A 14,292-nucleotide genomic window follows, 5' to 3' on the forward strand; every position below is an offset into this window, starting at 1 on the left:
AGATGCAAGAGAATAATTTATCAGTAAAAGCATATAAAATATTAGAAGAGTTAATTGTAACTTTAAAATTAGAACCTGGTAAAACCTATTCTGAAAAAGAATTAATGGCTCTATCTGATATTAGTAGAACACCTCTTCGAGAAGCCTTATTAAAATTATCAAATGAATCTCTACTTAATATTATTCCTAGACGTGGAATTGAAATATCTGATATTAATATGGCTAATCAATTATCTATTTTAGAAACAAGAAGAGTATTAGATAATCTTCTTATTTCAAAAGCTACTAAGTATGCTACTACATTAGAAAAAAATAAAATACTTGATTTTAAAAAACATATGATTGAAGCTGTTGAAAAAAAAGATGTAATTGAGTATTTACGAAATGATAAACAATTAGATCAAACAATATTTGAAACGGCAAGAAACGAATATGCAGCAAATGCTACGGCTCCTTTACATATCAGAAGTAGAAGGTTTTGGTATTATTTTAAAGGAAGTGATGATTTAGAAGCTTCTGCAAAGGTTCATATGGATTTAATAGATGCCATTGTTGCATCTAATGAAGAAAAAGCAATTGAACTTTCTGATAAGATAATAAACAATCTAGTTGAAGTAGTTAAAAAATATATGAATATCTAAGAACTATTTAACTTAAACTTATAGAATTCTTTTTATATTTATTAATAAGAATTCAACTACTATATCATTCCCTCAATATTTCATTTATTTTCACTTTAATTTATAACTATTCTACTCTTAACATAGCATTAAAATAGCATTTGCAATTTATTTGTAAAATTGCGTAATTTTTAGACAATTTAAGCTAATATATTAAGTTTTAATTAAGTTTCACTGTGAAATAATGATTAAAGAAAAAAAGGTACTACTTTAAGTAGTACTAAAAAATACACATAAAAAGTTATAAAAATGGCAAAGCAAAAATATAAAAGAACAGTTATTCAAAAAGTTATAAATAATCATTTAAAAAGTAATAAAAGAGAAGTTTCTCAACTTACTGTAAAGATTGATAAAAGACTGGATAACGCACTTTTAGTTTTATCTACATCTTTAAATATTTCTAAAAATAAACTAATAGAAGATATTTTATTTGAAAGTGGTATTTTAGATGAAGTAGATGAAAATTTTGTTGGAGATAACAATGAATAGTTTCCCATCACAAGATGAAGTAGTAGAAGCAGTTTTAACAGGTATTAAAACTGCTAAGTCAAATTATAGTTTTTGGACTGCTGATGATATTTATTTATCATATGCACCTCCAAAATTCTTGACTATACATGTATCTCAAGAAATAGCAAAACTAAGTCCTGCTCCAGAAATTTTTATTGATGCAACAATTGCTGATATATTAAGATGTTCTCTTCCTAAAAGAGATGCATTTAAGTGGTTTATGGCAGAGAATAATATTGCTCAAGATGTAATTTGTTTAACACTAGATGAAAGATTTGAACATAAAAGTGATAATGATTCTATTTCAAAAGTTATTATGAGTATAAGAAATGGTGTAAGAAACGCACAAGCTGAATATAAAGATGATATAGAGTTAATGTGTAAATTACTTCAAAGAGAACAAAGGGATGAATCTACATTAGACTATGGAGTTTTTGCTTTTTACTTAGATATTTCAAATACTGCAAGAAAAAAAAGCGAAAAAAGATTAGAAGAAATTATTGAAGCATTTAATAAGATTGTAGCTTCACATAAAAATTTAAAATCAAGTTTTAAAGGAGGCGATATTAACAAGATTGATAATGTTGGCGAATGGTGTGTTGGGTGTTATATTATTGAACCAACGGTTTAAATAATATAAGAAATTTAATTCAAACTAAGGAGAAAATATGAATTTTAAAAAATTAACAGGTGCTTTAGCACTAAGTGCGGTAGTTGCTAGTTCACTAGTTGCTGCAGATACTGTAAAGATAGGTGTTCAAGCGCCAATTACTGGTAAGTATGCAAATGAAGGTCAAAGTATTGAAAACTTTGTTAAGTTAATTGTAGATGAAAAAAATGCAGCTGGTGGACTTTTAGGTAAACAAATTGAAGTTGTTACTTGTGATGATGAAGCTAAAGCTCAAAAAGCTGCTGTTTGTGCTAAGAAATTAGTAAATGAGGGTGTATTTGCTGTAATTGGTTCTTATACTTCAGGAGCAACAGAAGCTGCTCAAACTACATACTATAGAAACAAAGTTTTACAAACTTCTGATGGTACAAGTGATTCTTTAATTTCTAAAAAATACTGGACTTTCTTTAGAAATTCATTTCCAAACTCATCACAAAGTGATTTTACAGCTGATTACTTTGTAAATGTAAAAAAATATCAAAGAATTGTTGTTTTATCTGATTACTCTTCTTATTCTGCTGGACTAGGTGATTCAACTGAAGCATCTACAAAAGCACTTGGCGGGAATGTAATCTTTAGAGGAAAAGTTAAATCAGGAACTCAAAACTTTACAGCAGTTTTAACAAAAATTAAAGCAATGAAACCAGATGTTATTTATTACTCAGGTTACTATACTGATGGTGGACTTATCCGTGCACAACAAGAGCAATTAGAAATTGATGCTGACTTTGTTGGTGGAGATTCAAATGATAACCCTGATTTTGTTAAATTAGCAGGAAAATCAGCTGAAGGTACAGTTTTAATTAACTTTCCAACTCCAGAAATTTTACCATATCCTGAAGCTAAAAAATATTTAGCGGCATATAAAGCTAGATTTAAAATGGACCCTCCATCAATTTGGCCTGTTACAAATGCTGATGGATTAAGAGCTGTTATTGAAGGTGTTGAAAAAACTAACTCTTTTGATACTAAAAAAATCTCTGATTATATTAGATCTACAATGAAAGATTTCCCAGGAATTACAGGACCATTTAACATTAGAGAAGATGGTGAAAGAGTAGGTGCTAAATTTGTTGTATATAATATGAAAAATGATGGTACTAAAGAAGTAGTAAAATAAGTAAGGGATAGACAAATATGGATACTTTTCTTCAACAGTTAATCAATGGTTTAACAGTAGGAAGTTTGTATGCATTAGTAGCCTTAGGTTATACAATGGTTTACGGTGTGATGAAGTTAATCAACTTCGCACACGGTGACCTTGTTGCCTTTTCTGCTTATGTAGGACTTACTATTTTTACTCAATTTTATGGTTCAAATGCATTGTCTTTAGTGAATATTGTAATAGTATTTTCATTAACAGCAATTGTGGTGGCTTTTGTGGGTGTTCTTCTTGAGCGTCTTGCATACAGACCTTTAAGAACGGCACCAAGATTAAGTGCTGTTGTTTCAGCACTTGGAGCTTCACTTGTTATTCAAAATGGAATTATGTTAATTTGGGGACCAAATATGGAGATTTTCCCTGCTGATGTATTCCCCTCAACATCTTGGAACTTTGGTGGAGTAATTATTTCATTTACACAATTAGTGATTTTAGCACTATCTGCTGTTTTAATGGTTTCATTATATATTTTTATTAATAAAACAAAAATGGGTACAGCAATTAGAGCAACTGCAATTGATCAAGATGCTGCAAAATTAATGGGAATTAATGTTAATAGAATTATTATGATTATATTTATTGTAGGTTCTATGTTAGGTGCAATTGGTGGTCTGTTTATTGGTATGTATTACCGAGGTCTAACATTTGATATGGGATGGCTTTATGGTTTAAATGCTTTTATTGCAGCAATTATAGGTGGTATTGGTTCAATTCCAGGAGCAATGCTAGGTGGGCTTTTACTTGGATTATTTAATGCAATGATTTCAGGTTATATTTCAACAGAATGGGCAGAAACATTTACCTTTATTTTACTAATTGTAATTTTAATTGTAAAACCAACTGGACTTCTTGGTGAAAAAACAGCGGAGAAAGTATAATGAATAAAACTACAGGAATTGCTACTTTATTTATAGTAGTTATGGCAGTTTTTCCATTTATAGTTGATTCTGCTTGGTTAAGTATTGGTATTACATTTTTAGTATTTGCAGTAGTTGCTTTTTCTCAAGATATTATTTTAGGTCGTGCTGGTATTTTTAATATGGGTCATGCAATCTTCTTTGGAATGGGAGCATATACAACTGCTATTTTAAATGTACATTTTGGTTTAGAAATTATTGCAACTATTCCTTTTGCAATCATAATTCCAGCTATATTTTCAATTTTACTAGCTGGTCCAATTATTCATTTAAGAGGTGATTATTTATTAGTTGCAACTATTGGATTTAATATCATATTTGAACAAGTTTTATCAAATGATGTATTTGGTTTAACAGGTGGTCCAAATGGTATTTTTGGTATTGATGTAGTTAGAATCTTCGGTTATGAATTATTTTCAGATACAGCAATTTATTATTTAGCATTTGGTTTATTAGTTCTTACATTACTAATTATAAGAAACCTAGATACTTCAGCTTATGGAAGAGCTTTATACTATATTCATAAAGATGAAATAGCTGCTAAATCTATGGGAATAAATGTTTCATATTATAAACTATTTGCTTTTGCTTTAGGAGCTGCGATTGCTGGAGCTGCTGGAAGTGTGTTTGCTATTCAGTATTCAGCTGTAAGTCCTGAGTCATTTAACTTTATGCAATCAGTTATGTTCTTTGCTATTGTACTTGTAGGTGGATCAGCTTCACTTCCTGGAATTATTATAGGAACATTTGTAATGTTTGTATTGCCTGAGTTATTTACAGAGTTTAAAGAATCAAGATATTTAATTTTTGGTGCAGCAATGGTATTAACAATGATTTTAAGACCTAATGGTGTATGGCCAGCTAAGTTTGGAAATATTCCAAAGTTCTTAAAGAAAAAAGTAACTAAAGAAGAAGGGGCAAAATAATGGAATATGTATTAGAGATTGAAAATGTTTCAAAGTTTTTCCACGGTTTGGTTGCAATTGATGATTTAACTATTAAAGTAAAACCTGGTCAAATTTATGGAATTATTGGTCCCAATGGTGCTGGTAAAACGACACTTTTTAACTGTGTTACAGGTATTTATACTCCTGAAAAAGGAAGTATTAAATATAAAGGTGAAAATATTACAGGGATGGAACCTCATAAAATTGCTCAAAGAGGAGTTTTAAGAACATTCCAAAATATTAGACTATTTAAAGAGATGAGTGTTGCTGAAAATATTATTGCAGGAACACATACAAAATCAACTCAAAAATGGTACCACTCAATTGTTCATACTCCAGCATATAAAAAAGATGAATTAAAATCTTGGAAAAAAGTTGAAGAACTAATGGAGTTTTTTGGTTTAAGTACTTTTGCAGATACTCCCGCTGGAGATTTGTCTTATGGAAATCAAAGAAAAATTGAAATGGCAAGAGCACTTGCAGCTGATCCTGAAATTTTAATTTTAGATGAACCAGCAGCTGGACTTAATGAAAATGAAACAATTGAGTTAACAAATATTATCTTAAAGATTAAAGAAATGGGTCTTGGGATTATGATGATTGAACATGATATGGAAATGGTAATGAAATTAACAGATTACATCACTGTTATTAACTTTGGAAAAGAGATTTCTCAAGGTGAACCTTCATTTGTTCAAGATGATCCAAGAGTTATTGAAGCATATATTGGAACTGATGATGAAGATGAAGAGGAGGAATCATAATGGTTAATAATGAAGTATTATTAGATATAAAAGACCTTCACGTATCTTATGGAGCAATTACTGCTATTAAAGGTATTAATATTCAAGTTAAACGTGGTGAAGTTGTAACAATTCTTGGTGCTAATGGTGCTGGTAAAACGACAACTTTACAAACTATATCTGGACTTTTAAAAGCAAAATCTGGATCTATTGTTTTTGATAAAAATGATATAACAAAATGTGAAGCACATGATATCGTATCTTTAGGAATGTCTCATTCTCCAGAAGGAAGAAGAGTTTTTGGAATCTTAACAGTAGAAGAAAATCTTATGATGGGTGCATATACATTAAAAGATCATGATAAAGAGACATTAGAATGGATTTATGACATTCTTCCAAGACTTAAAGAGCGACGAAAGCAACTTGCAGGAACGCTTTCAGGTGGAGAGCAACAAATGTTAGCAATTGGTAGGGCAATTATGTCTAAACCAAAACTATTAATCCTTGATGAACCATCACTTGGATTAGCACCAATTTTAATTAAAGGTATTTTCAAAGCAGTTAAAGAAATCGCGCAAAGCGGTGTAACTGTTTTATTAGTAGAACAAAATGCAAAGGCTGCTTTAAAATTAGCAGATAGAGCGTATGTACTTGAAGTAGGTAAAATTACTCATGAAGGTACAGCAGAAGAATTGTTAAATTCTAAGACAATTCAAGAAGCATATTTAGGAAAAAAACATTAGATAACAAAACCATTGAAGAAAAGTAGCATAAGGGGATTTACTTGGCGGCATATCCCCTTAGTTTCTAGACAAAAAAGCCTGTCTGTAAGCTACTTGAAATTTATTTAAAAACAAATTAATTTTAAGGATTAAAAATGAAAAAAGAACAAGAACTTGTAAATTCTGCTGTAACTCTTGCTTGTAAATGGCAAAATAGAGCAACTGAACTTGTGAGTGATTTTGATAGAGAATTTTATGTAAAGATGAATAAGATGCTTGAACAACCAAAAGATAAAGCACTTTTAATTGAGCTTATGGATCAGTGTTTTAGAGCTGAATCAAATGCAAGAATAGCAGATCAGATTTGTTTTTTATTAGAAAAACATGGAATGGCACATTTTTTTACAACAAAAGATAAAACGCTTTTATACCTATTCCAAAATATAGGTAAATATTTACCTAATATTTCTGTTCCATTATTTGTAAATCAAATTAGAGAAGATACTAAAACTGTAGTAATTAAGGGTGAAGAAGAGATCTTTAATGCACATCTTAAGAAAAGAAAATCTGAAGGAACTAGAGTAAATATCAACCTTATTGGGGAAGTAGTCTTAGGAGAGCAAGAAGCGGGTGAGCGAATGGAAAAATATATAAAGGCATTAGAGAATCCAAATGTTGATTATATTTCTATTAAAATATCTACTATTTTTTCACAAATTAATCCTTTAAATTTTGAAAATGTTGTTGATGTATTAGTTGCTAAGCTTACTTTAATTTATGAAGCCGCACAAAAGAATCAATATGTAACAAACTCTGGTGAAAAGAGAGATAAGTTCATTAATCTTGATATGGAAGAGTACCGAGATTTAGCTATTACTGTTGAAGTATTTAAAAGAACTTTAGAAAAGCCACAATTTCAAAGCCTTTATGCTGGTATTGTATTACAAGCTTATTTACCTGATTCCTTTCTTTGGCAAAAAGATTTATGTGATTGGGCAAGAAATAGAGTACAAAATGGTGGATCTCCTATTAAGTTTAGACTTGTTAAGGGTGCTAATATGGAGATGGAAGAAACAGAAGCCTCTCAAAAACATTGGGAAATGGTTACTTATGTAGATAAAGCTGACACTGATTCAAATTATAAAAGAATGGTTAGATATGCACTGGATAAAGACAATGCTCCATTTATGCATATAGGAACAGCATCTCACAATTTATTTGAATTAGCATTTGCTACTGTAATGGCAGATGAGAATGGAACAAGTGAATATCATACATTAGAAATGTTAGAAGGTATGAGTGAATCTGCAAGATTAGCAATTAAAGAAATTTCTAAAGAAGTGATTTTATATGCACCTACTGCATCAAAAGAACAATTTACAAATGCAATTGCATATTTAGTGCGAAGACTTGATGAAAATACTGGTCCAAATAACTTTATTAGATATTCATTTGGATTAAAAGTTGCTTCAAAAGACTGGAAAATGCAAGAAAATCTTTTTAGAGAATCTTTTGAAGTTGAAAAAACATCTTTTGTAGGTTCTAAAAGAGTTCAAAATAGATTAGACGAAAAATGGGACAATTATTCAAACTCTTCTTTTGATACAAACTCTTACCATGCAGAAGCTGATACTGATTTTATTTTAGAAAAAAATCATGAATGGGCTGCTAATATTGTTAAAAAATGGAAAAACACTAAAGATACTGTTCATACAATTGCCCCTGTTGTTGTAGGTGGAGAAGATTTAGTAGGTGATCGTAAAATTTTTGATGCTATTGATAAATGTCAAGTTGAAGATGGTGTATTAGCAGGTAGATTTGCCTTAGCAAATAAAGAAGATATTAATAAAGCTGTTGCAGTTGCAAAGGCTGATGTTGATGGTTGGAGAGATTTAACTCATGCACAAAGACATGAAATATTAAAAGCAGTTGCAATTAAAATGCGTGAAAGAAGAGATAATTTAATTGGAGTAGCTTCAGCTGAAGTTGGTAAAGTATTTACTGAAACTGATGTAGAAGTATCTGAAGCAATTGATTTTGTTGAATTCTATACTCATGCAATTAGACACTTTGATGATTATGAAAATCTTGAAGTTAGTGCAAAAGGTGTTGGTGTAGTTGTTCCTCCTTGGAATTTCCCTATTGCAATTCCCGTTGGTGGAGTAGCATCAGCATTAGCAGCTGGTAATACTGTTATTATTAAACCTGCTTCTGTTGCTGCTTTATGTTCTTATGAAATGTGTAAATGTTTCTGGGATGCTGGGATTTCAAAAAATGTTTTACAATTTCTTCCTTGTCCAGGAGCACTTGCAGGAGAGCATTTAATTCCAAATAAAGATATTGACTTCTTAATCTTAACAGGTGGTGAAGATACAGCTGCAACAATGTTAGAAACTAGAAATGATTTATTCTTATCGGCTGAAACTGGTGGAAAAGATGCCACAATTGTTACAAATATGGCAGATAGAGAACAAGCTGTTAAAAATGTATGTCAAAGTGCATTTGGAAACTCTGGTCAAAAATGTTCAGCAACTTCTTTACTTGTATTAGAAGATGAAGTTTATAACGACGCAGGGTTTAAAAAGGCATTAATTGATACGGCAAGCTCAATGAATGTAGGTTCTATTTGGGACATGAAAAATAGAATCGGAACATTAGCTAATAAAGTAAGTGGTAACCTAGAACGGGCACTTAATGAGCTTGAAGGTAATGAAACTTGGGCTTTAAAACCAGAATATGTTGATGGTAACCCTTATATGTTAAAACCATCAATTAAATGGGGAGTTGAGGAAGGTAACTTTATTCACATGAATGAATTATTTGGACCTGTATTAGCAGTTATTAAAGCAAGTGATTTAGAACATGCAGTTAAAATAGTAAATGCAACTGGATATGGATTAACTTCCGGAATTGAATCTTTAGATGAAAGAGAAATAGAATATTGGAAAGAAAATCTTGAAGCTGGTAACCTTTATATAAATAGAGGAACTACAGGTGCAATAGTTTTACGACAACCATTTGGTGGAATGGGTAAATCTGCAATTGGAGCAGGGAGAAAAGCTGGTTTCTATAACTATGTTACTCAATTTGTTGATATAAAAGAAACTCAAAATCCAAAAAGTTTAAAAGTATATAATACTGAATTAACTAAATTTATTGATAACTGTGTTAGTACTCATAATAATCAAGAAGATTTCAAGAAATTAAGTATTGCACTACAATCATATTATTCTAACTTTGAAACAGAGTTCTCACAAGAGAAAGATTATGCAAAGGTAAGAGGTGAAGATAACCACTTTAGATATTTACCTTTAGATAATGTACTTATTAGAGTATCAAGTGAGGATACATTATTTGAATCAATCTCAAGAATCTTAGCTGCAAAAGTATCAGGAGTTAGATTTAAAGTTTCTATTGAAGATAATAAATTAATTCAATCATTCCTAGAGAATTCAAAAGAATTATTTGGTGCACGTGACGGTTTAGTTTCTCAAACAGATGATGAAATGATTAAGTCAATGGATAAATTTGATAGAGTAATTTATTCGGATATTTCAAAAGTATCAGATGTAGTGTTTAAGAAATCTGCCCAAACATTAACTTTTATAGTAAGACAAAAACCAATGATGGAAGGAAGACTAGAGCTTCTTAATTACTTCATTGAACAATCAATCTCACACTCTTTCCATAGATATGGAAATATTGGTGCTAGGGATTTAGCTTAATATCATAAAGAGAGAGTCTTTCTCTCTCTAATTATTTAAATCTTGCAGTCTAGGTGTATGCTTCCTAAATTTATGATTAGACTGCAAGCTTTGAATAATAAAACCAAAACCAAAATCAAAAAATAAATCAATAAAATTAATTAGGATATTAAATGGGAACAGGAATAACACTATTCTTAAGTCTAGTAATTATAATAATAGCATGGTATATACACGATAAATATGTACAAAGAACACATCAAATTTTAGTTAATTATCCAATAATTGGAAGATTAAGATTTGTATTTCAGGAATTTAGAGAACCTTTTAGACAATACTTTGGAGATGAGAAGTTTTATGAATCTATGGACAAATTGGACTGGGTTTATAATGCATCAAGAGATAAAATAAGCTTCTCATCTTTTTCCCCTGCACAACCTTTAGAAAAACCAAAGTTTATGTTAAGACATACCAATATTGTTTTAAATGATGATGAAGTTGATAATGAATTTAATGTAACACTTGGAGAAAATAGAGAACAACCTTTCTTTGCAAAATCTGTAATTGCACGTGCACCAATGAGCGACGGATCTATTTCTCCAGAAGGTACACGAGCCTTTGTATATGGTGCAAAAATGGGAGGTTTCCCTATTAACTCAGGGGAAGGTGGGCTTACTTCTAACTTTTTTGTAACGCATTATGATTATGATGAAAGATACATGAAAGAAGTAAGAGGTAGTATTTTAGAATATAAAATATTTAAGTTAGCAAAAATATTTTTTAATGAACCAGTTGCAGTAGACTTATACAGGAAAAGAGTTTTTAAAAATGATTTAGAAGCTGACACTTATATGTTTAATAAAGATAAAGAGTGTTTTTATAGACCAAATTGGGAAGCTCCTCTTGAGAGTTTTCCAAGTGTTGTTCCTGAAGATATGGCTGATATTATATTACAAATAAGTTCAGGCTTTTATGGAGTAAGAACAAAAGAGGGAGAATTTGATATTGAACGTTATAAAAAGCAAATGAGTTTTTGTAAAATGACGGAGATAAAAATTGCTCAAGGAGCTAAACAAACAGGTGGAAAATTAGTAGCTAAAAAAGTTACTCCTTCTATTGCATATTATAGAAATATAGAAGCTAATAAAGATGCCTTCTCCCCGAATAGATTTCCATATGCAAATACAATAGAGGAATTGTTCAATTTTATTGGGACATTGCAAGTTGCTTCAAAAAAACCAGTTGGAATTAAAATTGTAATTTCAGATCATGATAATATTGTTCCCCTTGCCCAAGAGATAAAAAGAAGAATAGATTTAAATCTTCCTTATCCTGATTATATTTCGATTGATGGAGGAAGTGGTGGAAGTGCAACAGCACCTTTGGACATGATGGAAAGAATTGGTATGGATATTAGGGATGCTTTATATTTAGTAGATAAAGTTCTTAAAGATTATGGAGTAAGAGATAAAGTGAAAATATCTGCAAGTGGTAAGATTCTTACTCCTGATGATATTGTAATTATTCTTTGTCTAGGTGCAGACTTTGTACAAATAGCACGTGGGTTTATGATGAGTGCTGGATGTATACGAGCTAGATTTTGCTCAGGAGCTACAAAACACCAATGTCCAGTAGGACTTGCAACTCAAGATATTAAAAAAAGAAAGCATTATTTTGTTAAAAAACATTCGCAAAATGTGAAAAACTATCATAATAATATTTTAAAAAGTATGAAAAGTCTATTAGCGGTAATGGGTCTTAAAAATGTAAAAGATTTAAGTAAAGAGAAGTTGATATTCTTAGATAAAGATTCAATTATTCATGATGATATGGATGCTTTATTTGAAAGAAGAGTTTTAAAGAAGAAAGGGAAATCAGATGAAAGTTAATGATTTAAAAGATTACTTAGGATTTGCAGTAGCTGGAAACTTTGCTGGACATTTAGGCGAAATGAATTTTTTTATAAAAAACTAGCTTAAATAGCATCAAAATAGCATTCTTAGTTTATTTTCAAAACTTTACCAAATTACATCTCTATATATATAATTAAACCTATTTCTTAAGTTTATTTTAATTTTAACTGTGCAAGAATAATCAATCAAAGTTTAGTAATACTTTTGGTATTACTAAAAAATATTAGGAAAAAAATGGCATTAAGAAATAATGATAGACTTGTTATTCAACGAGTTATAGATAAAAATTCTGGAACTAAAAAAAAGAAAAAAGTTGTTCAATTAAGTATTAAAATAGATGAGAATATTGATGATGCTTTATATACTTTAAGTAAGTCATTAAATATTTCTAAAAATAAATTAATTGAAGATATTTTTCTTGAAAGTGGTATTGTTCAAGAAGTTGATGAAAACTACACAAAGGTTAGATAATGAATCCTTTTCCTGAAAAAAAAGAAGTTTTAGAAAAAGTACAAAAAGGTATTTTAAATGCTAGAGAAAACTTTTCTCTATGGACAGGGGAAGAATTATATCTTTCTTATGCTCCAGCAAATTTTTTGTCAATTCACATTTCACAAGAAATATCAAAATTAAGTGTTTTACCTGAAATATTTATCGACGCAACAATTGCAGATACTCTAAAGTACGCGCTAAAGAATACAGATGAGTATAAATCTTTTATGAGAAAAAATGAAATTATGGATAGAACTTTTTGCATTACTCTTGATGAAAGGTTTGACCATGAAACAAATAGAGATTCTATAGCCAAAGTTATTATTTCAGTTAGAAATGGTGTACGAAATGTAAAAGAAGAATATTTAAATGATATAGATGTAATGTGCAAAGTTATTTCAGATTCAAGTTTAGATTATGCAGTTTTTGCTTTTTATCTAGATATTTCTAATAAAGCTAGAATTAAAGCCAAGGAAAGAATTAATGAATTAATTTCAGCATTTGATGAAGTTTCTGAGAAGTATAAAGAAATAAGTACAAGATTTATTGGAGGAGATATAAATACAATTGAAAATATAGGTGAATGGAGTGTTGGATGTTATGTAATTGAAAATAAATAATTGAAAATAATATTTTCAAAATATTAAGTATTTATTGGTTAAATTTAGTGGCAAAGGAAAAGGAGTTACTTGGCGGTGCATCCTTTCCCTTCTTAACAGTCAAAGCTGTACTGTTACGCTACCTTAAATTTATTAAAAAACAAATTAATTTTAAGGATTATAGATGAAAAAAAAATATAAAGTTTCTATAAATAACTTTTATAACTCTTTCTCGCATAAATTTATGCAAGACAATGATAATTCTTATTATTTAAAATTAAAAATAAGGATAAAAAATAATGTCATTAATACAATCCCCCAATACTATAGTCATGGTAAGGCCGTGGAAGTTTTGTTCTAATCCTGAAACTTCTGATGATAATGCTTTTCAAAAAATCAGCTCATTAACTAAGTCAAATACAGCTTTTAATGCAAAAGAAGAATTTAATGAAGTAGTTAGAGTATTAGAATCAAAAACAATTAAAGTTCATATATTTGATGATTTTGGGGAAAAAGATACTCCTGATTCTGTATTTCCTAATAATTGGTTTTCAACGCACCCTGGTGGTCATATAGCAATTTATCCAATGTTTTCTTTAAGTAGAAGAAGAGAAAGGAGGCAAGATATTATTGAGATGTTGAAGTCTGAATATAGAGTTCAAGATGTAATTGATTTTTCTGGTTTAGAATGGGATAATTTATTTCTTGAAGGAACTGGGGCAATGGTTCTTGATCATATAAATAGAATTGCATATACAGCTAAATCAAATAGATCAAGTGAAATTATTTTAGAAAGATTTTGCTCTATTTTTCATTATGAACCAATGGCATTTGATACGGAAGATGAAAATGGTAAAACAGTTTATCATACTAATGTAATGATGAGCATAGGTACTAAGTATGCATTAATTTGTTTAAATATGATAAATGATGATAAAAGAAGAGCAGAAGTAAAAAGTAGACTTGAAGAATCAGGAAGGGTTGTTATTGATTTGAGCTTTGCTCAGATTAATAATTTTGCAGGTAATACCTTAGAATTAACTGGCTTAAATGGAAAGAAATACTTAGTAATATCAAAAGTTGCCTATGAATCATTACATAGTTCAGAGATAGAAATATTATCGAAAATGGTTGAAACTATACCTATAAGTATCCCAACAATTGAGTTAGCTGGTGGTTCAGTTAGATGTATGATGGCTGGAATCCATCTTAGTAAAAGAAAATAAAAGGAAA

13 protein-coding genes are annotated in these 14,292 nt (G+C 29.8%); all 13 read left to right on the forward strand.

Annotation, left to right across the window (positions count from 1 at the left end; all coding sequences use genetic code 11):
- The first annotated feature begins 2 nt into the window (after positions 1 to 2).
- The 13 genes from LPB137_RS02170 (at position 3) to ctlX (ending at position 14,285) form a co-directional block, all read left to right on the forward strand.
- A complete protein-coding gene (locus tag LPB137_RS02170; protein ID WP_076083795.1) occupies positions 3 to 641 on the forward strand; it encodes a GntR family transcriptional regulator in 639 nt (212 codons plus the stop codon).
- Positions 642 to 929: 288 nt separating this feature from the next.
- Positions 930 to 1,169, forward strand: coding sequence for a hypothetical protein (locus tag LPB137_RS02175; RefSeq protein ID WP_076083797.1), 240 nt, complete (start codon positions 930 to 932; stop codon positions 1,167 to 1,169).
- Entirely contained in the window at positions 1,162 to 1,821 is a 660-nt protein-coding gene (locus tag LPB137_RS02180; protein ID WP_076083799.1) for a hypothetical protein, read from the forward strand. Before LPB137_RS02175 ends, LPB137_RS02180 begins: the two co-directional genes overlap by 8 nt.
- 37 nt (positions 1,822 to 1,858) lie before the next feature.
- A complete protein-coding gene (locus LPB137_RS02185) occupies positions 1,859 to 2,980 on the forward strand; it encodes a branched-chain amino acid ABC transporter substrate-binding protein (RefSeq protein WP_076083801.1) in 1,122 nt (373 codons plus the stop codon).
- Positions 2,981 to 2,997: 17 nt separating this feature from the next.
- Entirely contained in the window at positions 2,998 to 3,900 is a 903-nt protein-coding gene (locus LPB137_RS02190; protein ID WP_076083803.1) for a branched-chain amino acid ABC transporter permease, read from the forward strand.
- Positions 3,900 to 4,865 carry a branched-chain amino acid ABC transporter permease gene (locus LPB137_RS02195; RefSeq protein WP_076083805.1) on the forward strand — a complete coding sequence of 322 codons (966 nt, stop codon included), beginning with the start codon at positions 3,900 to 3,902 and terminating at the stop codon, positions 4,863 to 4,865. Before LPB137_RS02190 ends, LPB137_RS02195 begins: the two co-directional genes overlap by 1 nt.
- A complete protein-coding gene (locus LPB137_RS02200; RefSeq protein WP_076083807.1) occupies positions 4,865 to 5,650 on the forward strand; it encodes an ABC transporter ATP-binding protein in 786 nt (261 codons plus the stop codon). The genes LPB137_RS02195 and LPB137_RS02200 overlap by 1 nt, the downstream gene beginning before the upstream one ends.
- Entirely contained in the window at positions 5,650 to 6,372 is a 723-nt protein-coding gene (locus LPB137_RS02205; protein WP_076083809.1) for an ABC transporter ATP-binding protein, read from the forward strand. The genes LPB137_RS02200 and LPB137_RS02205 overlap by 1 nt, the downstream gene beginning before the upstream one ends.
- A gap of 134 nt (positions 6,373 to 6,506) precedes the next feature.
- Positions 6,507 to 10,076 carry a proline dehydrogenase family protein gene (locus tag LPB137_RS02210; protein WP_076083812.1) on the forward strand — a complete coding sequence of 1,190 codons (3,570 nt, stop codon included), beginning with the start codon at positions 6,507 to 6,509 and terminating at the stop codon, positions 10,074 to 10,076.
- A gap of 152 nt (positions 10,077 to 10,228) precedes the next feature.
- Positions 10,229 to 11,944, forward strand: a complete 1,716-nt coding sequence (locus LPB137_RS02215; RefSeq protein WP_076083814.1) for an FMN-binding glutamate synthase family protein — start codon at positions 10,229 to 10,231, stop codon at positions 11,942 to 11,944.
- Between the two features lie 258 nt (positions 11,945 to 12,202).
- Entirely contained in the window at positions 12,203 to 12,439 is a 237-nt protein-coding gene (locus tag LPB137_RS02220) for a hypothetical protein (RefSeq protein ID WP_076083816.1), read from the forward strand.
- The gene (locus tag LPB137_RS02225; RefSeq protein ID WP_076083818.1) at positions 12,439 to 13,080 is read left to right on the forward strand and encodes a hypothetical protein; all 642 of its coding nucleotides are present in this window, start codon (positions 12,439 to 12,441) and stop codon (positions 13,078 to 13,080) included. The genes LPB137_RS02220 and LPB137_RS02225 overlap by 1 nt, the downstream gene beginning before the upstream one ends.
- 278 nt (positions 13,081 to 13,358) lie before the next feature.
- Positions 13,359 to 14,285: a citrulline utilization hydrolase CtlX gene (gene ctlX / locus LPB137_RS02230; protein WP_076083820.1), complete on the forward strand. Its 927-nt coding sequence runs from the start codon at positions 13,359 to 13,361 to the stop codon at positions 14,283 to 14,285.
- Positions 14,286 to 14,292: the final 7 nt, after the last annotated feature.

The sequence above is a fragment of the Poseidonibacter parvus genome (assembly GCF_001956695.1).
In the GTDB taxonomy this organism is placed as follows: domain Bacteria; phylum Campylobacterota; class Campylobacteria; order Campylobacterales; family Arcobacteraceae; genus Poseidonibacter; species Poseidonibacter parvus.

Coding starts and splice junctions, on each gene's coding strand:
- LPB137_RS02170 (WP_076083795.1), top strand. CDS start 3: ATGCAAGAGAATAATTTATCAGTAAAAGCATATAAAATATTAGAAGAG.
- LPB137_RS02215 (WP_076083814.1), top strand. CDS start 10,229: ATGGGAACAGGAATAACACTATTCTTAAGTCTAGTAATTATAATAATA.
- LPB137_RS02185 (WP_076083801.1), top strand. CDS start 1,859: ATGAATTTTAAAAAATTAACAGGTGCTTTAGCACTAAGTGCGGTAGTT.
- LPB137_RS02195 (WP_076083805.1), top strand. CDS start 3,900: ATGAATAAAACTACAGGAATTGCTACTTTATTTATAGTAGTTATGGCA.
- LPB137_RS02200 (WP_076083807.1), top strand. CDS start 4,865: ATGGAATATGTATTAGAGATTGAAAATGTTTCAAAGTTTTTCCACGGT.
- LPB137_RS02175 (WP_076083797.1), top strand. CDS start 930: ATGGCAAAGCAAAAATATAAAAGAACAGTTATTCAAAAAGTTATAAAT.
- LPB137_RS02190 (WP_076083803.1), top strand. CDS start 2,998: ATGGATACTTTTCTTCAACAGTTAATCAATGGTTTAACAGTAGGAAGT.
- LPB137_RS02210 (WP_076083812.1), top strand. CDS start 6,507: ATGAAAAAAGAACAAGAACTTGTAAATTCTGCTGTAACTCTTGCTTGT.
- LPB137_RS02220 (WP_076083816.1), top strand. CDS start 12,203: ATGGCATTAAGAAATAATGATAGACTTGTTATTCAACGAGTTATAGAT.
- LPB137_RS02180 (WP_076083799.1), top strand. CDS start 1,162: ATGAATAGTTTCCCATCACAAGATGAAGTAGTAGAAGCAGTTTTAACA.
- LPB137_RS02225 (WP_076083818.1), top strand. CDS start 12,439: ATGAATCCTTTTCCTGAAAAAAAAGAAGTTTTAGAAAAAGTACAAAAA.
- ctlX (WP_076083820.1), top strand. CDS start 13,359: ATGTCATTAATACAATCCCCCAATACTATAGTCATGGTAAGGCCGTGG.
- LPB137_RS02205 (WP_076083809.1), top strand. CDS start 5,650: ATGGTTAATAATGAAGTATTATTAGATATAAAAGACCTTCACGTATCT.